This window comes from Oceanococcus sp. HetDA_MAG_MS8, from assembly GCA_019192445.1.
Lineage (GTDB): Bacteria > Pseudomonadota > Gammaproteobacteria > Nevskiales > Oceanococcaceae > MS8.
This window is the reverse complement of the sequence record JAHCMK010000001.1, coordinates 375554-397617: the sequence shown is the minus strand read 5'-3', so window position 1 is coordinate 397617 and position 22064 is coordinate 375554. Positions and strand designations below refer to the sequence as shown.

Here is a 22064-nt window from a genome sequence, read left to right as displayed (position 1 = left end):
CGGCACTGTATGCATCCTTTGGTCAATATTGGGGTCTCAGCGGCCCGTAGCGCAGGAAATATCATCCTGCAGTCCATGGAAAAACTGGATCAATTGCGCGTAGAGCGCAAGGGTCCGCGCGACTTTGTATCCGATGTAGACCGCGCCGCCGAGGCCGAAATCATACGCATCATCCACAAAGCCTATCCAGACCACTCCATTTTGGGCGAAGAAGGCGGGGCGCTAGGTGAAAACCCCGTTGAGTGGATTATTGATCCACTGGATGGTACGAACAACTACCTGCATGGCCTGCCGCATTTCGCAGTCAGCATCGGCGTGCGCGAGAACGGCAAACTGGTTCACGGAGTCATCTACGACCCATACCGGCAAGATTTGTTTTCCGCCAGCAAAGGGGAAGGGGCACTTTTAAATAGCCGTCGCATCCGGATCAGCAAGCGACCCAAGAAGTTGGTTGAGGCTCTGGTAGGAACTGGCGAGCCCTTCACGCCCGGCCCACGGCTAGACCGTTACCGGCCGCAGATCAACGCCCTGCTCGGCCATTCGGGTGGCATCAGGCGTGCTGGCGCTGCCGCATTGGACTTGGCCTATGTGGCCAGTGGACGGCTGGATGCCTTTTGGGAGCTGGGTTTGAAGCCCTGGGATATTGCTGCCGGAATTGTGCTTTGCCGAGAAGCCGGCGCCGCGGTCTACGGTTTAGACGACACCGACGTCATGCATAGTGGCGATATTGTGGCCGCGCACCCTCGCCTACTGGAGGAACTACGCCGGGTGTTAGAGGGCGGGACGCCCGCGACCGCTTAAGCGACTGTAGTTGTGTCCCTCAGGGCCTGAGCGAGTTGTGTCAGGCCCTGAGCGGCAGTGGTTTGCCAATGCCAGTTCACCGCAGGGCTAACAGCACTGGGCACGGGGTTGATGTCGACAGCCCAAGCGCCTTCGGCCTGCAGCTGCCAAACTGGCTGCTGTATGTAGGCAAAACCAGCGCTGGTACCAACCACTAAAACGACCTCCGGGCGCAAGGCTAAGCAGGCCTCATAGGACTCCACGGCGCCTAGGGGAAGCGCCTCTTCAAAAAGCACCACGGGCGGGCGGAGCACACCGCCACAGTGTCCACAGATGGGGACTTCCCGCCGCTGGCGCCAGGCCCTATTTTTGGCCGCCGCATCCTGATCTCTACAGGTATCGCATCGCAGGCCATGAATATGCCCGTGCATCTCCACAACGCTGTGGCTGCCAGCCATTTGGTGCAGGCCGTCTACATTTTGCGTGACCACGGTCAAACCACGCAGTAGTGTTTCCATCTGCGCGAGTGCCAGATGTCCTGCGTGTGGCTGAGGCTGAGCACCTGCGTCCAGTAGCTGATGCAAGGCCATCCAGCAAATATCGGGGCGCCGCCTGAGCATGCTGGCAGACAAGCATTCCTCAATAGTGAACCCCTGTAGACGCTGGCCCCGGTTATACAGACCACCCTGCCCTCTGTAGGTGGGCAGACCAGACTCCGCCGACATGCCGGCCCCAGTGAGGACCAAGATCTGCTGAGCCTCGCGTAGACGCGCCACCGTGTGCAGCAAGGCTTCGGTCATGATTTAGGTCGCCGTCCACGCCCACTGAAGCCCTCTAGTCCTGCTCCCAGCAAATCCGCGCCACTACGCGCCATATTTCGCGCTGCTTCGCCCATGACACCAGCCTGCGGTAGCCGTTTAACAGCATCGATGAACCCCGCCGTGACCTCCGCACGAAACTCAGGCAGCAATTCCTCACCGGCCTGCGCAACACCGGCACGGACGCGCTCCTGCACCAACTCCGCGAGACGCGCCTCTTCGCGCTGATAATGTCGACGCAACCACCAAGCAAGCACCAAGGCAGCGAAGGTGGCGGTGAGCAAGCTGCTCAAGACGGCTGTGAATATGATGGTTGCCATGGTGTTCCCTGCGCTGTCTTTGACATAGAAGGTCCTATACTGCATCAAGTGCTGCCGCTCATTAATACCCCGCGCAGCATTGAGGAGACCGACAATGCGACACACCTGGATAGTTCTACTATTGGGCTGGCCGCTGCTCAGCCTGGCCATTCCCGAAGGGCCCGAGCCAGGCACCCCAGAATGGCAGGCACGCGAACTACAAAACTATGCTCGCGCCTTGAGCGCACCGGTGGAGCAACTCAGACCCAGCTTCCAGCTACGCCTGCAAACACAAAGCTTGCAGAATGAATTGCAGTGGCTGCAACGCGCCGCAAACGACCCTAGTTGGTTAGATCCACGCAGCGGGAACACCAATGTCAGCCCCCTGTGCACAAGTTGGATGGAGCAATGCGCTGGAGATCCTTTCCGCTACCCTGGCGTGGACCCCTTTTATGACCTGGATGGGGAATTCCAGGAGGTGGTCTTCTACGACGCACAATGTGCGCGCATATCGGGCCGTGTTTGGGCACCTTTAGGTGCCGATGCTGGTGCGAACTTGCCTACAGTGGTCATCGAAACAGGATCTGTTCAAGCCCCTGAACCTTTGTATTGGTGGATGGCGCAAGCACTGGTACGCGCTGGCTATGTGACCATGACATTTGACGTGCGCGGTCAGGGACGTTCGGACTTTCAAAGCCCCGACGGCGAACAGGGCGGCAATGTGAACTCCACCGTGTTCTGGGAAGGACTGGTCAACGCTATCGACTTTTTCCGCTCCTCCCCAGAGCAGCCCTACCCGCATAATCTCCGCTGCGAAGGCACCTACCCGACTCCCACCACCCCTCATAATCCTTACTGGGACAAAATGGACCTGGAGCGCTTGGGTTTGGCCGGGCATTCCCTGGGCGCAAGAGGCGTGTCCATCGTGCAAGAGTACGGCGCCGAAGGTGCACCTGATTGGCCTGGCTTGATCGACGATCACAATCCCGTAGATGTGATTGTGGCCTGGGACAGCCTATCCTCAAGCGTGACGCCGCGGGTCCCGGCCATGGGGCATACATCCGAATACGGCTTGACGCCTGTTCCGAATAGCAGCGCTCCAGACCCAGAAGCACACAAAACCGCTTTTGCGAACTGGCAAGCCGCTGGTCTACCGGTGTACCAAATTACGCCGCAAGGCTCCACCCATTACGAATGGTCGCTCATTCCCACCTTCCCTGCGTCTTCCTGGTGTCCTGAGGACGACGGCAGTCAATGTGCAGACGGCTTGGGGCTAGCCATGGCCGAGCATTATTCCTTGGCATGGTTTGACCGCTGGTTAAAACGGCCCGGCGAAGCTGGTTATACCAACGCTGATGAACGCTTATTGGACGATGCGGCTTGGCAGTCGTTTTACAGTTTTTATTACCGCTCCGCACGTTTTTTTCCTGATCAACAGGGGACTATCCATGAGTGCGGCGACATCAGAGCCGGCTGCGACAACCCAAACCGGCAGAATTCGCTTACTACAAGCGCAGGAGGTCTGGGTTGGATGGCTTTACTCAGCTTGATCTTGCTCACCCGCAGGCGCAAGACTTTAGTCCCGTACTCGCAGCTCTAGGTCGGCATGAAGCACCATCAGCAACAAGCCTGAACAGATGACATTACCAATGGCAACACTCTCCCTCGAGACGAACAATGATGTTTTGCGGATTGTAAAAGCGCTTTGACAACCCGTTGAGTAATTGACGGCACATTAAAGCGTTGAATTACACCCTGCTTTAACGTATAAATGGCGCCCTAGCGAACACTTGTTCGCTACATAAAGATTGCTAAAACAACAGGGTATTACAGATGAGCATCGATATTTCTACGTTATCTGCTGCCGAGCTAGAGAAGTTACGTGAGTCTATTGACGGAACCATCGCGGCTCGCCGCGCTGAAGAGCGCCAACGCGTTATCGACCAAATTCGCGGCATCTTGGCCGAAAACAACATGAGCTGGGACGATTTGCCACGTGCACGCGGCGGTAGCTCGACTCGGGGCAGTAAAGTTGCGCCGAAGTACCGCGACCCCAACAATCCGGCTACGACCTGGTCTGGGCGCGGACGCAAGCCCAAGTGGGTCGAAGCCCATTTGGCAGCAGGTGGCTCCATGGAGTCGCTGGAAATCTAAAACGCCCTTGGCCTGCAATGTTGGCATAGCGACTTTCTTGCAGATCGAAGACGTCGGCCTGCAGCGCAGCCAACCTGTACTTCAAAGTAGAAGTCAAAAGGCGCTAAAACCAATAAACAAAACGCCAGCGTCGCTGGCGTTTTTTTTTGGACGTCCACCCACCAAATAGCTGCGTCAAATAATATCAGGGCCAGCCTAGTGATAATCCGGAAGAAAAAGGTGACGCCGGTAGTATGCGAGTTCAGCGATGGAGTCGCGCACATCATCCAAAGCAAGATGACGCCCCTCCTTTTCAATGCCCTTAAACACCTCAGGGGCCCAGCGCCGAGCTAACTCTTTGAGCGTGCTCACATCAAGATTGCGATAGTGGAAAAAGGCCGCAAGATCGGGCATGTACCGTCGCAGAAAACGCCGGTCCTGGCCAATAGAGTTGCCACATAAAGGGGATTGTCCTGGCTCCACCCAACGCTGCAAAAACTCCAAGGTTTGCTGCTCGGCCTGGGCACAAGTCACCGAGCTTTGCCGCACCCTCTCGGTGAGGCCACTGGCACCGTGGGTGCGCACGCACCAATCGTCCATCTTCTGCAGTTCTTCATCAGGTTGATGAATGGCAAGCGACGGCCCCTCTGCCAAGACCTGTAAATTGGAGTCCGTCACTACCGTAGCAATTTCGATAATGCGGTGATTCTCGGGGTCCAGCCCCGTCATTTCCAGATCCAACCACACTAAATTTAAAGCGTTCTTCATAGACTGCATGTTACCTTGCGAATCAAACTTGTTTGCAAACTGGAGACGGGGATGAGTGATCTACATGAAGCCCACTGCGAAGCCTGTGAGGGCCAAGAAGCGGCGCTGGATGCGCAACAGGTCCGCACACTGATGGCACCACTTGACGCGCGCTGGACCCACAATGCGGATGAGCGTCGACTCGAGGCCAGTTTTAAGTTTAAAAATTACTATCAGACCATGGCCTTCTTGAACGCCGTTGCCTTCATTGCAAATCGCGAAGACCATCACCCCGATATCCAGTTTGGGTACAACACGGTGCACATGCATTGGCAGACGCACTCTGTGGACGGAATCAGTCGCAACGACCTGATTTGCGCTGCCAAGGTAGACCGACTTTTGCTCTAAAGCCAGCTTGAGCCCTGAGTGAGCTCCTGGCCAATACCGCTGGGCATCACAGCTATTCGGCTTCAGCGCCTAACGCCAATTGGCATGCTGCTGCCAGAATTCCACGCTAGTGGCGTAAGCCTCGCGATCTAGCTGAACGCCGGAGCCACCCTCCTCCACTCCTAAGGCATTGCGCAGCATGGTGATAGGCGCCATGGGAATTTCCGCAGGCTCTAAGGTGTACAAGCAGCCAACAACGCCCCATTGCGCGTCGATAGGGCTGCCCTCTTTGGCCAGCTGTTCCTGGCTGTATAGAATCGGCAAAAGGTACCGTGCTCGCGGCGCCTCCTGACCTTCAAACCAGCGCACGAGCACGGGAAGCTCTCGCGGGCTCCGGGCCTCATAAGCACTTCTCAAAGCATGTTGATTGTGCGCGGTAATAGGAATCACCGAACACCGTGTTTGGGTATGGTTTGGGTACACCCATAGCTGGCAAAACGGCGCATAGCCGGGAATCACGCGTTCCGGCTCCTGCTCATTCAACATAGCCTCAAACTCTTCAGGCCCAAGGTCTTGCACAGATGTATTACGCAATGGCTGCGGGAACAGGCGTCGGCGGGCGAAATCTGTCAGCGTCACACTCGCCATTTTAAGGCTCCACGCTCTGCTCAGGCTGTGGGCGATAGAAAATGGCGATATTGCCAATTTCTCCGACAATGTCCGCTGCATGTCGCTCGGCAATGAGCATTGCACTGCTGCGCCGCTGGGTTTTGTCCATTCCTGCCAAGCGCACCTTAATCAGCTCATGCGCATTCAACGCCAGATCAATTTCCCCATGAACAGCATCCGTTAGCCCCTTGGCTCCGAGCTGTACTACAGGTTTGAGGGAATGAGCCGCGGCTCGAAGTTCGCGCCGTCGAGCGCCATTTAATGTCATTGATATTGGTCCAATAAAAAGTCGTTACAGGGTCAGTACGGGAGGCTGCAGCTTCAACGCTGCCCATGCAGGATCAGCGCTTATCGTCTTGCTAAGGAAAAGGACTCACCTCCGCCTACGGGCATGCCTCCTCCCTGACTGTAGAAACGTCGCCACAGCTCTTGGCCAGCCGCGTCAAACTCCAACACGGTGTCGAAAAAGGCTTGGCGGCTAACAGCATCGATAAAGTCTTCCGGCAGCCAGGGGTCAAAGACCACCTCGCGAATAGCCTCCGCGCCCAAGAGATAGCTCTCTCTGGCCGCTTCATCAAGCTCAAGTTTGTCATGCCGCGAAAGCCAGCCACGCAGTTGTTCGGTACGACGCTGATAGTTGTCTGAGTAGGCCTGGGGGTCCCACAAGTGGCGGGCACCGTTGTGACGGCCCTCATCCAGCTCGCTTAAACACGCCACCAATGTCCTGCGAGGCAGGCCCAGAGCCACCAGGCGCTGATGTAAATGCGGAGCAGATCCTTTCAAGTTTGCCGGCCTCAGATACAAGCTTCCTTCAAGCTGACGTAAACCAGTCATATCCAAAGCGCGTAGCGAAAGACGCTTGGCTTTACGTTCCAAACGACCGGCTGTACCAAGATCGCAGCACAACCAATCCCCCTGCCAAGGCTGTAGGCGCTGCGGTAACTCGCGCCAAGACCCTACGTCTTTGGCAAGATCCTCAGCGGCTGGCCCCAAGGCGTAGTAGCCCCGCTCCGGGCTTTGAATCAAACCTTCGGCCGAGAGGCGGACCATAGTGACCCGGACATTGTTCTCACTCAAATCGAACAAGGCGCAGGCACGAATGGCATCTCGCACGCTCAGGGGCTTGCCCTGGCCTGCTAAAAGTAGGCCCAGGATGAGTTTTTTAGGGGTGGGACGTTGCACTGCGACTCAACGCATCAAAGATCAGTCGCTATTTTCGCACAGGCCCACAACCGCTAAGGGGCTTAGGCCTTAAGAATTGTTAGCACTCACCGCTATGCCCACTTCAGCGCATCCATGACGAGCATCGCCCCTGGGCTTGCCGTGATGTGAGGAGATCACCCCACTGTTCATAAAAAAACCACAAGGGCCTCGCAGCCCTTGTGGCCCCATAGCGGTGGCCTCTTTGGCCCTATGGCTTAGTGCAAGCCACCGACGCCATCGGTTTGGTCAAAGCCCAGTTCCCGTTTCCACTGTGCGAGCAAGGCCTGGGTGTCGTGGTCTTCAGGCTTGAATCCTGGTCGATACCAATCCAAGTAATCAGCAATGGCCCGGGTGTAAAAGCCATTCGGACCTAACATGGTCTGTAAGCCTTGCATCCAGCTACGCCAATCTCGCATATGCCCGTCCCGGCGCACCATTTCTACATGTGCTGGAACAATCAGATACAACAAGGCCAAGGTGGTTGGGGGCATCGCCAAAATACGCAGCCACTCTGAGTAGCCCTGTTCTTTAAATACAGCAAAGGCCGTGGTTTTATGTTCATTTTCTTCTACGGCATGCCACAGCCACATGCGCTGCATGTTCGGATCAGCGAAGGTTTGGTGGATATCTTCGCGTCGCAATAAATGTTCGCCCAGGGTGGCCGTGAAATGCTCGGCGCACACAGTCGCAGCAAGTTGCAGCCGTTTCGAAAGCCGTTTGCGACCCCATTTCACCAAGCGCTCGCAACGCTTGCGCGACCACTCCACAACATCGCCGGCACCGGCGTTGTAATGCGTATGCTGCTCAGAGTGACGGGCCTCCTGACCGATAAAGGCGCGAATTTCACGGGCCAGAGCAGGATCCTTAACGTCTTTTTGATAAGCCCGCACCGCCTCCACGAAAAAGCGCTCTCCATCGGGGAACAGAGACGACAGCGTGTCCATGTGCCGGGTCAGAATGGGGTTGTTCTTAAACCACCTGGGTGCCACCTCTTCAAAGGCTAAATTCGGCTTACGCACTGGAAAAGGTGCACCTTTAGGCCAATGCGTATGCACGGCGCCTGTGGCCGGTTGAGCGGGACTCATTACTTCAGACATCGTAGTCACTCCATGTGATGTACCACCAGTTGATGTCACATTATTCTTGACATTGGTCGCTGTCAAGATTTTTGTGGTTCTGGAGTCAGACGAGCCTTAGTGTGCTGTTGGTTCGGACAAGCTTGATGGCCGTAGACAGCCGAAATGAAGATACGCCACGCAGCCATTGCGCTCTTGCGTGACATGCAACCGCGGCACGGGTTTCAGTGCCGGCATCGCCCACCAGGCTAACTCAGCAAACTATTGAAAAACTCAGAGATCTGGGTAATTTCTGGCGCGCAGACTTGATGAGCCATGGGGTAGCTATTCCAAGCCACCTGATAGCCCTGTTGTCGCAACATGTCCCGACTCCACTCACCCAGCATACGGGGAAGAACCGGATCGAAGTCACCATGGCAAAGCTGGATAGGCGTGGCCGCGTTGGCACTATGCGCCTGCTCTGCCAGTTTGTTGTGCACTGGCAGAAAGGTGGACAAGCCCAAAATCCCGGCCAAGGGCTTGGGGTAGCGTAGGCCTGCATGCAAGGCCATAGCGCCGCCCTGAGAGAACCCAGCCAGGATGATGCGCCGACTATCTATACCAGCGGATAGCTGCTCATCGATCAGCGCAAAGATCCGCTCTTGACTGGCGACGATGCCCTCTTCGTCCTGCTTTTCAAACGAGCCTAACTGCAGAATGTCGAACCAGGCCCGCATCGGCATTCCGCCATTGAGTGTCACTGGGCGCACCGGCGCATGTGGGAAGATAAATCTCAAGGCAATCCCAGAAGATAATTCCAACTCCGGCACCAAAGGTACGAAGTCATTGCCGTCCGCTCCTAAACCGTGCATCCAAATCACAGCGGCATTCGCCGCGATCTCGGGCTCGACAACGATTCGATCATCACCAACTTGGGTGGCCTTCATGAGTGTTCCTCTGGCTTAGCCGCTGGGTTAGCCTCTGTGGCAGCGTCAGGCTCGGCCACCTCGTCAGCCATCTCCTGAAGGCTGACATGGCGCACGTCTTTGCCATGCACGAAATACACAATGTACTCGGCGATATTCTTACTGTGATCGCCGATTCTCTCCAGTGAGCGTACGGACCAAATGATGTCGAGTACCCGGGAGATGGAACGCGGGTCTTCCATCATAAAAGTGATGCATTGGCGCAAAATTGCTTCGTACTCACGATCCACATCATCGTCACGCGCACTCACCGCCACTGCCGCCTCGGAATCCATACGCGCAAAGGCATCCAAAACAGCATGGAGCATATCTGCCACCTGCCTACCAAGAGCTTGAACGGCATGCTGCGCACTGGGTGGATGCCCGCCACCGGCGAGATCTAAGGCCATCTTCGCGACGCGCCCGGCCTCGTCACCCATCCGCTCCAAATCATTAATGGTCTTCACGCAGGCCATCACCAAACGCAGGTCCGAGGCTGCGGGTTGGCGTCGCGCCAGAATGCGGTGGCAATCTTCGTCTAATTGCACCTCCATACTGTTGACTTGATCATCTCTGGCCAGAACATGCCGCGCCAAGCCCACATCCGCGTGAATCAGCGCTTTCACGGCATCCAGGATCATCTCTTCCACCAACCCTCCCATCGCCAGAATACGTTGGCGAACGTCCTCCAGCTCAGCATTAAATTGCTCCGAGATGTGGCGCTTGTAGTGGTCTGGATGGGAGGCAAATGCCATGCGCGGCGCTCCGACTAAATACGGTCTATGGCCCCTAACTGAGCTGTGGACGTCCGACCTCACCACGAAGACCGTGGCTACGGCGTGACACTCCTAAACCCGAGGGGAATGAAGACCAGCAGACTAGCAAATTCGTGACTAGCCGTAGCGGCCCGTAATGTAATCCTCCGTGCGCCGGTGACGGGGATTTGTGAATAAAGTGTCGGCGCTGCCATGTTCAATGACCTCACCTTCATACATGAAGGCCGTATCGTCGGATACCCGCGCAGCCTGCTGCATGTTGTGCGTCACGATGATGACCGTGTACTGGGTCTTGAGCTCATTGATGAGCTCTTCGATGCGCAAGGTTGAGATGGGGTCCAGTGCCGATGCGGGCTCATCCAGCAGTAACACTTCTGGTTTGAGTGCAATCGCGCGGGCGATCACCAAGCGCTGTTGTTGGCCGCCGGACAAGCCTAATGCCGGGGCATCTAAGCGATTTTTGACCTCGTCCCACAGCGCCGCCCCCTTGAGGGCCCACTCGACAGCATCATCCAGAGCACGGCGGCGCCAGCGCTGGGTAAGACGCAGGCCATAGGCCACATTGTCATACACACTCATTGGAAAGGGGTTTGGTTTTTGAAAAACCATGCCAATACGTCGCCGCAAGTGCGCCACATCCACAGTCGGTGCGTATATGTTTTCCCCCGCCAGCCGTATTTCCCCGCGTACCTTGGCCCCCTGCACTAGGTCGTTCATCCGGTTGAAGCACCGTAATAACGAACTTTTTCCGCAGCCGGATGGGCCGATGAACGCTGTGACTTTGTTGGCGGCGACGGTAATGGAAATATCTCTGAGCGCCACCTGTTGGTCGTAGTGCAGGCTCAGATTGACAACTTCCAGCGCCGGAGGGATCGCAGCGGAAGTGGACTCCACAGGCATCATCCAGGAGTCTCCTCTAAGTGGCGATACCGCTCACGCAGCTGGTGACGCAGGCGTACGGCAAATAGGTTTAAGGCAATCACAATCAGAACCAGTAAAAATGCTACGGCGTAGACCAGGGGCCGAGCTGCCTCTACATTCGGGCTTTGAAAACCCACATCGTATAGATGGAAACCCAGATGCATGAATTTGCGCTCAGGGTGAATAAAGGGCAAGGCCGAATCCAAAGGAAGCTCGGGGGTAAGCTTCACCACGCCTAACAACATCAATGGAGCCACCTCCCCTGCTGCGCGCGCAATCGCCAAAATAAGCCCGGTCAGCATGGCCGGACGAACCATGGGCAAGACCACTTTCCATAAGGTTTCAGCCTGAGTGGCACCCAGGGCAAAACTGGCTTGTCTTAGGGCGGGGGAGATACGTGCCAACCCCTCTTCGGTGGCCACGATGACCACCGGCAAGGTCAGCAATGCCATGGTGAGCGAGGCCCACAGCAAACCACCGGTGCCAAATGTGGGATTCGGCAGACTTTGGGCGAAAAAGTGTTGGTCTAACCATCCGCCCAAGCCGTAGACAAAAAACCCCAAGCCAAAGACGCCATACACAATGGACGGCACCCCTGCGAGGTTATGCACGGTCACGCGAAGCAGTCGCACCCACCACACATTCCGCGCGTATTCATGCAGGTAGATGGCAGCCAACACACCCAATGGCGCCACAAAAATAGTCATCGAAAAAACCAATAACACGGTTCCAACTATCGCCGGGAAGACTCCGCCCTCCGTATTGGCCTCCCGCGGAGGCTCGCTGAGGAAGCGCCACACGGAGGCCAACATCCATCCTGTCTTATCCCAAAGACTCATGACATTCGGCCTATAGGCACGTACCACCTCTGCCGCAGGCAATAAGGTCGTAGAACCATCTGCGAGCTCGATCAGTAGCTGATCTTCATGAAGGTCGGCCTGCAGACGACGCAGTTCCGCTTCCGCTGCTAAAAACTCGGCGCGTTCATTCGGGTCTGCGCTGGCCGCCAAACGGGGAATGCGACGCTCCTTCAAGCTCTGAATCACAGTCTGCTGGCGTTCGGCGCTACGCACCATTTCCAACATCCAGGGCCAGGCGCGCGGCCCCTGCGCCATACGCTCTCCATCGCGATACACGGCGAGTAAACGACCGAGAAGGTCACCCCACTCCCGCCGTTCCCATACCGCCACCTGGCTGGGCCGGCTTAGCTCCTGCATTGATGGAGGCTGAAGATAGACGAAATCTGGACCGGCCTCCCGGCGACCGATTTTCATCAGCCAGCGCGCATCATCGCCCTCGCCTTCGCTACGCCATAGCTGACCCCATAGGGGCTGCTCTGTGTCTTGCGGCTCTAATGCCTCCACCGCGTAAACAACGCGCGGCCAGAAATGAGGAGCCGCTTGTGACAGCAGTAGTAGCAACAGGCCTCCAACCAGCGCCAAGCACAGACTCACTGCTGCTGCACTGGCCCACACCCATGCCCGCCCCTGCGCGCGTACGCCATACCGTCCAGAAACCATGGTAGTCATAGCAGTCGGTACCTACGGCGCATCCGCTGGCGAACCACTTCGGCCAAGGTGTTCAACAAGAAGGTCATGGCCAATAGCACTAAGGCGGCAAGGAAGAGCACGCGAAAATGCGTACTGCCCACAGCCGCTTCAGGCATCTCCATCGCCACGTTTGCCGCCATGCTGCGCATGCCATTGAATAGGCTCCAGTCCAATACAGGCGTGTTCCCGCTCGCCATCAGCACAATCATGGTCTCGCCCACAGCACGCCCCATACCCACCATGAGTGCCGAAAAAATACCTGGTGCGGCGGCAGGCAACACCACACCGCGTAAGGTTTGCCAGGGGGTTGCCCCCAACGCTAAAGAGCCTTGGGAGAGGTGCTGAGGAACGCCATAAATCGCATCCTCTGCTAATGAATAGATGGTGGGGATGATGGCAAAGCCCATAGCGAATCCCACAATGACTGCGTTGCGCTGGGCATAAGAAATGTCCATAGCTGCGGCAACCCAGGCTAGGAGATTGCTATCGAACCAATATCTCTCTAGTAATGGCCCCCACCACGCTGCCAGCACAACAAGCACGATGAACAAGGGGATCAACCAGATTAACTCTCGGCCATACACCACAAACCGCCAACGCTGAGGCAATAAGCGTGGACCAAGAGAGGCCAGCAAAGCCAAAGTCACTGCGGCCAGCATCAGGAACAGCATGACCGCCGCAAACACATCTTCCAGTAAGGGTGCCAACCACAAGCCAGCAATAAAGCCTAAGACTACAGTGGGTAAGGCCTCCATGATTTCTATGCCCGGCTTCACAAGCTGGCGTAATCTCGGCGCAAGAAAATACGCCGAATACAAAGCGGCACCGATGGCTAGAGGCACCGCAAAGAGCATGGCGTAAACGGCAGCTTTTAGGGTGCCATGCAAGAGGGGTGCAAGCGACAGCTTGGTCTCCGCGCCAAGCATATGACTGCTGGCTTGCCACACTTGAGCAGGCTGGGCATACGCCTCGTACCACAGCTCGGACCAAATAGACCGAAGACTCAGCTCTGGGTGCGCATTGCTCAGTTGATAGCGCTGCCAAGCCTCTGGGGTCTGTCTTAGCAACCAACTCCCATTGGGCGCCACACTCACGGCCAATGACAAGGGCGGCTCCCAGGATTGTTCCAGTAGGGCTCTGGGACGCTGAGCAAACCACATCGTCAGTTGCTCGGCGCCGGCAAAGTACACCACCCTCCGACCCGCCTCCGCGAATAGCTCACCTTTGCTCTGGCCAGAATGCTCAAACTGCAGGGTGCTGGACAGAGCCCAACCGTTGGCGCGGCGTTGTGGAAAGACTCTATGCAGATCTCCGGAGGCGGTATGCACAACCAAGCTCAAACCACCGACCAATAATTCCGTCTGGGCGATCGGGCCCAGGTCGTGGCTCAGCATGCTCGCTAAGCTCTGGCCTTTTGAGTCGAGCAACCAAGCCGCAATGATGCCGCTGGCATGTTCGACCGCAAACATCCACTGACCTTGAGGATCGAGGTGCAGCTCATCCACTTGAGCCATCTCTTCGGGTAAGGCTATGCGTGCCAAAGAGCGATGATCCTGCCCCGCCGAGAGCTGTTGGAGTTCGATGAACTGAGCAGCGACTTGGGCCAAGAGATAACCGGCTTCGCTGCGCCGGATATCCCACACCTCAGAGACAGATACCGCCGCAAACAGCTCCGGATGATGCTGTTGCCACGCTGACGCATCGCTGCCAGAAAGTGCTGGTCGCAGCTCCCAGACTTGCAGGTGCTGATCAACGGTCTGCAGTGCCAGCAGTTGACCAGAAGTAGTTAACGGTCGCACCGAGCTTACAGGCCTATCTAAACTCAGCTGCGCGAGCACCTCAAACTCCGGCACAAAACCAAGCCATTCCAGCTGGCCACCGGCGCTCACGCGAAGCGCGCTGCTGCCATTACTCAAAACCTGCAAATATGCGGTTTCACCGTGCGCCACCAAGCCCGCCTGGCTCGACACCAAGCTGAGTGATGCCGGACGAAACAGCGGGGCTACCGCAGACAACAGATAGCCAAAAAGCAGGATGAGGACGGCCACCACAACCACGCCTGCCAGGCGCACCAAGGCCCGAAACGCTTGGTCTAGGCCACGCCGCCGCCATTGGCGCAAGGGCAAGTCCGTCATGACCGAGTGAGTCCCAGAGTTTGCCGAAGCTCTACTACGCGGTCGACTGGCAAAGGAACGTAGCCATCTTTACGCACCACCGACTGACCGTCGGCCGAGAGCACCATGCGCAAAAAATCCGCAACTACCGGCGAAAGGCTGCGGCCTGGCGGCATATTCAGGTAGATGTACAAGGTCCTGGACAGTGGATATGCCCCACTGAGAATGTACTCCGGCCTCGGTGCTAACGCTTGCGTGGCGGCCCCTCGCCTCAGAGGCAGCGCACGAACCCCAGGCGTCAGGTAGCCCGCGCTGGAATAGCCCATGGCCTGCAGACTGGCGCCGACGGCCTGCACCACCGAAGCAGAACCCGGCTGCTCATTCACGCGTGCCAAAAAATCTCCCCCACATAAGGCGGCGGAACGAAAATAAGCATGGGTCCCTGACGCGGAGTTTCTGCCGTACAGGACCATCTTCCCGGACAGGCCACTGCCGGCCGCTAGCAACGATTGCCAATGATCGATCCTGCCTTCCCCGCCACAGCGGAAATTGCGCCCAAAAATGGCATCTAAGCTTCTCAAGTCCAACTCAGGCAGGGGGTTATCGCGATGGACATAGACCGCCAGGGCATCCAGAGCCACCGGAACGGCGCGAGGGGCATAGCCATAGCGATGCGTGAAACGCTCCACTTCATCAGCGCTCATCAAACGGCTCATCGGCCCCAGGTCAGCGACTCCCTGAATGAGCGCCGGGGCGGCAGTAGCTGAGCCAGCACTTTGCACCTGAACTCTGACCCCAGGATGCGCATTTCGGTAAGCCTCACTCCATAAGGCCATGAGGTTGGACATGCTGTCTGAACCCACCGCGCTCAAGGTCCCACTCAGATTCCACTGTGGCCTAAAACTCGGATATGCGGATAGCTTCCCTCCCGCAGGTTCAGCGCCTTGGGCTGGCATGCTTGCTGGTGCGGCTACGGTGGTAGCATCCGGCCCCGAGACTGATGTGGGTGCCGAACAGGCGCCGAGGGCCATCGCCATGCCCATCCATAAACTGGCGACTAAGCGTGTCATGTCGGGAATTGGCAGCGAAAGCAACTTCCCTCGCCCTGTTGACTTTGCACGTGGAGCACGGCGTCATGCCGCTCTAGAGCATGCTTGACGATGGCAAGGCCTAGCCCGGTGCCCCCTGTTTCACGAGAGCGCGCCACATCCGCACGATAAAATCGCTCAGTAAGCCGGGGTAAGTCGCGCGGGTCAATGCCAATTCCGGTGTCTCGTACCTCCAACCAACGCCCCTCATCATCGGCGTACCAGCGTAAGAATATCTCTCCCCCTTCCGGGGTGTAGCGCACGGCATTCGAGAGTAAATTTCCCGCAATACTTTGTATTTCCGCCGGCTGACCCGAGAGGCCCACCGTCTCATCAATATCGGCATGAATCGTGTGCTGGCCATCACTCAAAGCCTGCGCTTCTTTGACTGCATCCCCCAGTAATCGCGCCATTGAAATGGGTTCACGCTCCGCCACGCGGGAGCTTGCCTCTAAGCGCGCCAACTTCAGCATGTCCTTAATAATGCTTTCCATACGCGCAGATTGACGCCGCATCTCGCGTAAGGGCTGAGCCCAGCTCTCCAGACCCGGCGCAGCCATCTCCGCCTCTGCCACCAACATTTCCAAATACCCACTAACGACCGTCAACGGCGTTCGTAGTTCGTGTGAGGCGTTACTTACGAAGTCACGCCGCATCTGCTCTATGCGCTTTCGATCGGTAATGTCCCGAGCAATGAGCAGACGCTGGCTTTTGCCATAGGGCACCAAACGTACCCAGAGCGTGTTGTCAGGGCTTTCAAGGCTGGGGATCTCCACGCCCTCAGGCCCGCCCTCCTCAGACTCCAAGTACTGCAAAAAGTCCGGATTGCGAATCAGGTTGGCCACACGCTGACCCACATCACGGCTGCTTTGAAACCCCAGCATGCGGTTAGCGGCCGCATTAAACCAAGTGATACGCGCACTTTTGTCCAAAACAACAGCAGCATCGGGAAGTGCTCCGGTGGAGGCACGAAATTCCTTGAGAATGGCGGCCAGACGTTTCTTGCGTTTGCGCGCCTGCCGGTAGCGCATGTACGCGTCGTCGTAAATGATCTCCCAAATGCCGTATCCGGCAGGGAGCTCATTCGCCTTGGGAGACTGCTGCCACAGCCGCAAATGTGCGGCGTACCATAAATGCATGGCCAGCAAACCGGCCAAGGCTAAGGCCAACCCGGCCATGGGATGGCCAAACACTTCGCCCGCGATGACGCCCAGTATCACCACCGAGAGGGTTGTTCCTCCTTCCGAGCGCAGTAAAGTGAGCAAAGCAGCTTTGGTCATGCGGGGTCGCAAATGAGCAGTAAAAACGGGGTCGTCTGTCGCCAGTATGCAGGCTGCTCGTGACACATGCTTTGCACGCGATAATTCGCCCGACCATGGAGCTGCCCCATGGAAACCACCTGAAGCGCATACCCAGTTCGCCATAGTCCACGGCGCGCTGCACGGCCAACGCTAGTGTCCTGTCTCCGAAGTTCGTTATATATCAGCGAGTCAGAACGCGGTGTGCCGCCATCTATAAGGGCGCCCAAGAGTGCGGGCGTTGCACCACACCGTGCTCCTGAACGCCCGCTTGATCCCGCGTTTTAGAAACGCAGTTCTGCGTCAAAGATCAAGTTCACTCCTGGTAGGGGCGCTTGGTTTTTGAGGAAGGAGACATGATTGCGCGCTTGCTCGTCGAGCAGGTTGCGTCCACGTAGGGCCAGATCCAAGACGCCCGCTCTGGTCGGCAGGCTGTAGCGAAGGTCTGCACCCAGCAGCGTATAGCCGGCGGTAGCGCCCTCCAGTTCGGTCGCCCGATCCTGTTCGGCCACCCGCACCACTCGGGCTCCGTAACTCCAGGCTCCTCGAACACCGTCCACCCGCAATCCTAGGCGATCTGCGGGGATGCGCGGCAACACGCTGCCATCCGCGCGCTCGGCGCGCACCGAATCCGCAAAGGCGGTGATGTCGAGCATGGGGCTGAGCTGGTAGCCCACTTCGACTTCAAAACCGTAGAAGTCGGCGTCCTCAGCGACGTAGGCAACCGGCGTCAGGCCCTCTTCGCCATGTCCATGATCGTCATCGTGCTCATGCTCGGCCTTGGCCGCAGCAGCTCTGCGCTTGACCTCGTCATGATGCGCCGCGTGATGCTCATCCGCGTGATCCTCTTCCGCCGCATGTGCGTGCCGCTCTTCGGCAAAGATGTAGTCCTGATAACGCGTGTAGAACACATCGAAGGCGCAATGCAGCTGCCCACGGCTTCCAGACCAACCCAGGTCCACGTTCAACGCCCGCTCTTTGCTCAGGTTCACATCGCCCTGCTCGATGGTCTGGGTGGCCAGATGAGGCCCATTGGCGTAGAGCTCCAACATGTCTGGCGCACGTTCGGCATGGCTGATGTTCAGGTTCAGGTGCTCGTCCACCCCAAATTCGGCATGCCAGCCGGCGGAGACGTTATACAGCTCAAAGTCGCGGTCCGGGTTGGTGCCAGACGCACGGTGCTCCACCGTCTCCAGCCGCGCCCCCACGCTGAATCGGCCTAGAACCGTCTGCCGCTCTTCTACCCAGAACAGCCCCAGATTGCTGGTATCCACGGCGGGCACAAAGGCCTCTTCCCCAATCGCGGCGAACTCCTGCTCCACGGCTTGCAGGCCAAACACGCCGCGCCAGCCCCCGAACACGGGCACATGGGTGAGCTCCACACGAAACTCCACCCCGTCGTTACTGAAGGTCGTCGGCATGTGCCCATGCTCCTCAGCGTGTTCTTCGGCCGAATCATCCCCATGCTCTTCGCCATCAGCATGCTCTTCGGCCATTCCGCCGTGAGCTCCGGCAGACTCAATCTCCCGGTGCTCATACTCGGTGAAAACCAGGCTGCCCCGTGCGCGCTCTAACCATCCGAAGCCTTGATCCAGCCCCCCGCGCAACTCATAACGACGCTGGATGAGATCAATGAAGACTTCTTCCTCAGCGTCGAGGTCATGCTCCTCGTCAGCGTGCTCCTCTTCCGCCTTATTGGCCGACCCACGCAGAATCTTGGCCAGTTCATCGCCGTGTTCTTCATGGTCTTCCTCCCCATGCGCATGCCCCGGAACGCCATAGACCGTTTCATAAGAGGTCGCACCAAAGCCAATGAAGCCGCGCTCGCCCACATAGGACACGCCGGCCGCAAAGGTGTCCGTTGAGGTCGCGGAGCTCGGTACAACGCCACTCACCGCATCGTCATGCTCTGCATGGTGTTCTTCGGCCTTGGCCTGCGTGGCGTGGTCATGCTCGTGCTCATCCTCATGATCATGCTCTTCCGCCTCGGCCCGACCCGGAATATCGTAGTTCTCCGTTTCTCGGGTCAGTCCATCGACATGAAATGCCCAGCGACCATTGCCGCCCTCGGCATGGCCGAACACAGCTTGTCCTTGGTCGACCGAGGAATAGCGTCCGCCCAGAGAACCACTCAGGGTCTCCACAGGAGCCGAGGGCAAAAGGTCGCTGACCACATTAATCACGCCGCCAATCGCACCTGAGCCATAGAGCAAGCTCGCTGGCCCCTTGAGTACTTCCAGCTGCTGCGCGCGAAAGGGTTCGACAGAGGCATTGTGGTCTGGACTAACGGTAGAAGCGTCGATGACTCCCAGGCCGCCATCCAGCACACGGACGCGGGGGCCGCTTTGTCCGCGAATCACCGGCCGACTGGCACCGAGGCCAAAATCGGCGCTATGCACACCTGGTTGGTTTTGCAGGGTTTCACCAATGGTTTGACCGCGTTGGCGGGCTAGCTCCTCACCGGATAGAACGGTCACGGGTTGGGTAGCCTCAACAGCGCTGCGATCGGCAAATGGATCTGCCGTGACCGTCACAGTGGGCAGCTGAGTGCCAGAGGTCGCAGGGGCGACTTCATCCGCAAACGAAGACCAAGTGGCAGCTATGAGCAAGCTGCCAAGAACAAGGGCGGAAGTTTTCATGAGATCTCTACCAATCGTTAGCACCGGCGCAGGGGCAGCCGGTCAAGCATGGGTGCAGGAACAACAACGTTGATTTCAAGACATTCCAGGTGGACCTCGAGATTCAAGACCTAAGCTTTGCCGCAATGCCAAAACCTGGGGACACATCGCCTCCACCAAAGACTCTGCTTCGGCAGCCAGTGGCATCTGTAGAGCCGCGTTGGGCATACCCGCACTTTGATTTTGAGCAATCGGGCAACTAACGCACACGGCCCCTTCGACACCATCGTCAGTCATGTGATGATCGTGCAGGTGCAGGGGGGCGAAAACCCAAACCAGCGCGGCAAGTTGGAGTGCGCAAGGGCTCATCGGCGAATAGTAGCGCAAGATACGGGCCCAATACCTCGATCAGTGGCATTCGCCAATGGAAATGCTAAAATTGGGGGTTAGTCACAAAGTTGACCCAAGAATTCAGAAACAGTCGCGCCGCGCTTGCCCTGCTTGCGCGGCCGGTTTTTTTTCAATCACGGCCAAAGCCACCCATAAACCATGACCGACCTCAGCAAATATCGAAACATTGGCATCTTCGCCCACGTGGATGCAGGTAAGACCACCACCACCGAGCGCATCCTCAGCCTGACTGGCAAGATCCACAAAATGGGCGAGGTGCACGATGGCGCGGCCACCACCGACTTCATGGATCAGGAGCGCGAGCGCGGTATCACTATCCAGTCTGCTGCGACCTCCACCTTCTGGAAAGATCACCGTTTCAACATCATCGACACGCCAGGACACGTGGACTTCACCATTGAGGTGTACCGTTCACTCAAAGTTCTCGACGGTGGCGTGGGCGTGTTCTGCGGCTCAGGCGGCGTAGAGCCCCAGTCCGAAACCAACTGGCGCTACGCCAACGACGCCAACGTGTCCCGCTTGATTTACGTCAACAAGCTGGATCGTTTGGGTGCCGACTTCTTCCGCGTTGTTAAACAGGTGGAGGACGTGCTCGCCGCCACCCCGTTGGTGATGACGCTACCCATTGGCCGTGAAGATGAATTCACCGGTGTTGTCGATCTGCTGAACATGCAGGCTTGGGTCTGGGACGCCACCGGCGACCCCCTCAACTACGAAATCACTGACATTCCGGCTGAGCTGATGGACCAAGCCAAGGAATGGCGCGAGAAGTTGGTTGAAACTGCCGTCGAGCAAGACGACGACCTCATGGAAGCCTACCTCGAAGGCGAAGAACCCAGCATTGAGGACCTCAAGCGCTGCATTCGCAAAGGCACCCTGGCTGTGGACTTCTTCCCCACCTACTGTGGCTCTTCCTTCAAGAACAAAGGCATTCAGTTAGTTCTGGACGCCGTCGTGGACTACCTTCCCTCACCGACCGAGGTCGAGCCCCAACCGGAAGTTGACCTGGAAGGTAACGAGACGGGCGGTAAGGCCATCGTGGACGCCAGCAAACCCCTGCGCGCCCTGGCCTTCAAGATCATGGACGACCGCTTTGGCGCCCTGACCTTCGTGCGAATTTATTCCGGAACGATCGCCAAGGGCGACACGGTGCTGAATACTTACACCGGTAAAACCGAGCGTATTGGCCGCATTGTGGAAATGCACGCCGACGAGCGCATCGAGCTCGAATCCGCGCAAGCGGGCGACATCGTCGCCGTATTGGGCATGAAAAACACGCAGACCGGCCACACCTTGGCGGACCCCAAGAACCCAGCCACGCTGGAGCCCATGGTGTTCCCGGATCCGGTGATCTCGATGGCGGTGAAGCCTAAAGACAAAGGCGGCAACGAGAAGATGGGTCTTGCTCTGCAAAAAATGTCGCAAGAGGACCCTTCTTTCACCGTGCGTACCGACGAAGAATCCGGCGAGACCATCTTGGCGGGTATGGGCGAACTGCACTTGGACGTGAAGGTCGATATTCTGCGCCGCACCTACGGCGTGGACGTGGAAGTCGGTCGCCCACAGGTGGCTTATCGTGAATCCATCACGATGCCAGTTGAGGACTCATACACCCACAAGAAACAGTCAGGTGGTTCTGGTCAGTTCGCCAAGATCGACTACACCATCGAGCCCGGTGAAGTGGGTACCGGTTTTGAGTTTGAGTCCAAAGTGGTCGGCGGTAACGTACCGCGGGAATTTTGGCCAGCTGTGCAAAAAGGCTTCGAATCCATGGGCGCCGAAGGCGTTCTGGCTGGCTACCCCATGCAGGACTACAAAGTCACCCTGCGCGACGGCGCCTTCCACGCGGTGGACTCCTCTGCTATTGCTTTCGAAATCGCCGCTAAAGCTGCCTACCGTCAATCGCTACCCAAAGCAGGCCCTCAGCTGCTCGAGCCCATCATGAAGGTTGACGTCTTCACCCCTGAAGACCATGTAGGTGACTGCATTGGTGACTTGAACCGCCGCCGCGGAATGATCAAGTCACAGGAGCCTGGCCCAACTGGCGTGCGTATCAAAGCCGATGTGCCTCTTTCAGAGATGTTTGGCTACATTGGCGATCTGCGCACCATGACCTCCGGGCGTGGCCAGTTCTCCATGGAGTTCAGCCACTACCTTCCGTGTCCGAAGAACGTGGCCGACGAGGTCATTAAAGAGGCTGCGGAGCGCAAAGCTGCCAAGTAAATTGGCAAA

The 22064-nt window shown here is 57.5% G+C and carries 20 protein-coding genes; 5 read left to right on the top strand and 15 right to left on the bottom strand.

From position 1 onward, the window contains the following. Positions 1-9: 9 nt before the first annotated feature. Positions 10-801 (top strand): inositol monophosphatase, encoded by a 792-nt coding sequence (locus tag KI787_01550; protein ID MBV6628615.1) that lies wholly within the window; start codon positions 10-12, stop codon positions 799-801. Here KI787_01550 and KI787_01545 read toward each other — a convergent pair. Together KI787_01545 and KI787_01540 are read right to left on the bottom strand one after the other, a co-directional pair. After that, a complete protein-coding gene (locus KI787_01545) occupies positions 798-1580 on the bottom strand; it encodes an NAD-dependent protein deacylase (protein MBV6628614.1) in 783 nt (260 codons plus the stop codon). The two genes, KI787_01550 and KI787_01545, sit on opposite strands and share 4 nt — an antisense overlap. Further along, complete coding sequence (locus tag KI787_01540) at positions 1577-1963, bottom strand: hypothetical protein (protein MBV6628613.1); 387 nt, start codon at positions 1961-1963, stop codon at positions 1577-1579. The genes KI787_01545 and KI787_01540 overlap by 4 nt, the downstream gene beginning before the upstream one ends. Before the next feature lie 49 nt (positions 1964-2012). Between KI787_01540 and KI787_01535 the strand changes: the two genes are divergently transcribed. Further along, on the top strand, positions 2013-3497 hold the full coding sequence (locus KI787_01535) for a hypothetical protein (GenBank protein ID MBV6628612.1): 1485 nt from the start codon (positions 2013-2015) through the stop codon (positions 3495-3497). Positions 3498-3730: 233 nt separating this feature from the next. Beyond that, positions 3731-4051: an H-NS histone family protein gene (locus tag KI787_01530; protein ID MBV6628611.1), complete on the top strand. Its 321-nt coding sequence runs from the start codon at positions 3731-3733 to the stop codon at positions 4049-4051. 195 nt (positions 4052-4246) lie between these two features. On the opposite strand, the gene orn is transcribed toward KI787_01530, so the two are convergent. Continuing rightward, a complete protein-coding gene (orn, locus tag KI787_01525) occupies positions 4247-4798 on the bottom strand; it encodes an oligoribonuclease (GenBank protein ID MBV6628610.1) in 552 nt (183 codons plus the stop codon). A 51-nt stretch (positions 4799-4849) separates the two neighbouring features. Here orn and KI787_01520 point away from each other — a divergent pair, with 51 nt between their 5' ends. Then, on the top strand, positions 4850-5185 hold the full coding sequence (locus KI787_01520) for a 4a-hydroxytetrahydrobiopterin dehydratase (GenBank protein ID MBV6628609.1): 336 nt from the start codon (positions 4850-4852) through the stop codon (positions 5183-5185). 69 nt (positions 5186-5254) lie between these two features. Here the strand turns inward: KI787_01520 and KI787_01515 are convergent, their stop codons facing one another. From KI787_01515 to KI787_01460, 12 genes are all read right to left on the bottom strand, one after another. After that, positions 5255-5812, bottom strand: a complete 558-nt coding sequence (locus tag KI787_01515; protein MBV6628608.1) for a DUF3228 family protein — start codon at positions 5810-5812, stop codon at positions 5255-5257. Between the two features lies 1 nt (position 5813). Further along, entirely contained in the window at positions 5814-6101 is a 288-nt protein-coding gene (locus KI787_01510) for a YhbY family RNA-binding protein (GenBank protein MBV6628607.1), read from the bottom strand. Positions 6102-6181: 80 nt separating this feature from the next. Then, on the bottom strand, positions 6182-7015 hold the full coding sequence (locus KI787_01505; GenBank protein ID MBV6628606.1) for a hypothetical protein: 834 nt from the start codon (positions 7013-7015) through the stop codon (positions 6182-6184). A gap of 236 nt (positions 7016-7251) precedes the next feature. Further along, positions 7252-8133 (bottom strand): metal-dependent hydrolase, encoded by an 882-nt coding sequence (locus KI787_01500; GenBank protein ID MBV6628605.1) that lies wholly within the window; start codon positions 8131-8133, stop codon positions 7252-7254. Between the two features lie 227 nt (positions 8134-8360). After that, positions 8361-9038 (bottom strand): carboxylesterase, encoded by a 678-nt coding sequence (locus tag KI787_01495; GenBank protein ID MBV6628604.1) that lies wholly within the window; start codon positions 9036-9038, stop codon positions 8361-8363. Further along, complete coding sequence (phoU, locus tag KI787_01490) at positions 9035-9811, bottom strand: phosphate signaling complex protein PhoU (GenBank protein ID MBV6628603.1); 777 nt, start codon at positions 9809-9811, stop codon at positions 9035-9037. Before phoU ends, KI787_01495 begins: the two co-directional genes overlap by 4 nt. Before the next feature lie 138 nt (positions 9812-9949). Further along, positions 9950-10735: a phosphate ABC transporter ATP-binding protein gene (gene pstB, locus KI787_01485; GenBank protein ID MBV6628602.1), complete on the bottom strand. Its 786-nt coding sequence runs from the start codon at positions 10733-10735 to the stop codon at positions 9950-9952. Beyond that, on the bottom strand, positions 10732-12273 hold the full coding sequence (gene pstA, locus KI787_01480) for a phosphate ABC transporter permease PstA (protein MBV6628601.1): 1542 nt from the start codon (positions 12271-12273) through the stop codon (positions 10732-10734). The genes pstB and pstA overlap by 4 nt, the downstream gene beginning before the upstream one ends. Before the next feature lie 5 nt (positions 12274-12278). Then, a complete protein-coding gene (locus KI787_01475; protein MBV6628600.1) occupies positions 12279-14438 on the bottom strand; it encodes an ABC transporter permease subunit in 2160 nt (719 codons plus the stop codon). Further along, entirely contained in the window at positions 14435-15265 is an 831-nt protein-coding gene (locus KI787_01470) for a phosphate ABC transporter substrate-binding protein (GenBank protein MBV6628599.1), read from the bottom strand. Before KI787_01470 ends, KI787_01475 begins: the two co-directional genes overlap by 4 nt. Positions 15266-15483: 218 nt before the next feature. After that, positions 15484-16785, bottom strand: coding sequence for a phosphate regulon sensor histidine kinase PhoR (gene phoR, locus KI787_01465; protein ID MBV6628598.1), 1302 nt, complete (start codon positions 16783-16785; stop codon positions 15484-15486). Positions 16786-17087: 302 nt separating this feature from the next. After that, positions 17088-19442: a TonB-dependent receptor gene (locus KI787_01460; GenBank protein MBV6628597.1), complete on the bottom strand. Its 2355-nt coding sequence runs from the start codon at positions 19440-19442 to the stop codon at positions 17088-17090. A gap of 528 nt (positions 19443-19970) precedes the next feature. On the opposite strand from KI787_01460, the gene KI787_01455 reads away from it, so the two are divergent. Next, a complete protein-coding gene (locus KI787_01455; GenBank protein MBV6628596.1) occupies positions 19971-22055 on the top strand; it encodes an elongation factor G in 2085 nt (694 codons plus the stop codon). The last annotated feature ends 9 nt before the right edge of the window (positions 22056-22064 follow it).

Excerpts from the sequence above, each read along its gene's own strand:
- KI787_01530 (MBV6628611.1), top strand. The coding sequence starts at position 3,731 with ATGAGCATCGATATTTCTACGTTATCTGCTGCCGAGCTAGAGAAGTTA.
- KI787_01470 (MBV6628599.1), bottom strand. The coding sequence starts at position 15,265 with ATGTCCAACCTCATGGCCTTATGGAGTGAGGCTTACCGAAATGCGCAT.
- KI787_01550 (MBV6628615.1), top strand. The coding sequence starts at position 10 with ATGCATCCTTTGGTCAATATTGGGGTCTCAGCGGCCCGTAGCGCAGGA.
- KI787_01455 (MBV6628596.1), top strand. The coding sequence starts at position 19,971 with ATGACCGACCTCAGCAAATATCGAAACATTGGCATCTTCGCCCACGTG.
- phoU (MBV6628603.1), bottom strand. The coding sequence starts at position 9,811 with ATGGCATTTGCCTCCCATCCAGACCACTACAAGCGCCACATCTCGGAG.
- pstB (MBV6628602.1), bottom strand. The coding sequence starts at position 10,735 with ATGATGCCTGTGGAGTCCACTTCCGCTGCGATCCCTCCGGCGCTGGAA.
- pstA (MBV6628601.1), bottom strand. The coding sequence starts at position 12,273 with ATGGTTTCTGGACGGTATGGCGTACGCGCGCAGGGGCGGGCATGGGTG.
- KI787_01500 (MBV6628605.1), bottom strand. The coding sequence starts at position 8,133 with ATGTCTGAAGTAATGAGTCCCGCTCAACCGGCCACAGGCGCCGTGCAT.
- KI787_01515 (MBV6628608.1), bottom strand. The coding sequence starts at position 5,812 with ATGGCGAGTGTGACGCTGACAGATTTCGCCCGCCGACGCCTGTTCCCG.
- KI787_01495 (MBV6628604.1), bottom strand. The coding sequence starts at position 9,038 with ATGAAGGCCACCCAAGTTGGTGATGATCGAATCGTTGTCGAGCCCGAG.
- KI787_01475 (MBV6628600.1), bottom strand. The coding sequence starts at position 14,438 with ATGACGGACTTGCCCTTGCGCCAATGGCGGCGGCGTGGCCTAGACCAA.
- KI787_01540 (MBV6628613.1), bottom strand. The coding sequence starts at position 1,963 with ATGCAGTATAGGACCTTCTATGTCAAAGACAGCGCAGGGAACACCATG.
- phoR (MBV6628598.1), bottom strand. The coding sequence starts at position 16,785 with ATGACCAAAGCTGCTTTGCTCACTTTACTGCGCTCGGAAGGAGGAACA.
- KI787_01460 (MBV6628597.1), bottom strand. The coding sequence starts at position 19,442 with ATGAAAACTTCCGCCCTTGTTCTTGGCAGCTTGCTCATAGCTGCCACT.
- KI787_01535 (MBV6628612.1), top strand. The coding sequence starts at position 2,013 with ATGCGACACACCTGGATAGTTCTACTATTGGGCTGGCCGCTGCTCAGC.
- KI787_01545 (MBV6628614.1), bottom strand. The coding sequence starts at position 1,580 with ATGACCGAAGCCTTGCTGCACACGGTGGCGCGTCTACGCGAGGCTCAG.
- KI787_01520 (MBV6628609.1), top strand. The coding sequence starts at position 4,850 with ATGAGTGATCTACATGAAGCCCACTGCGAAGCCTGTGAGGGCCAAGAA.
- orn (MBV6628610.1), bottom strand. The coding sequence starts at position 4,798 with ATGAAGAACGCTTTAAATTTAGTGTGGTTGGATCTGGAAATGACGGGG.
- KI787_01510 (MBV6628607.1), bottom strand. The coding sequence starts at position 6,101 with ATGACATTAAATGGCGCTCGACGGCGCGAACTTCGAGCCGCGGCTCAT.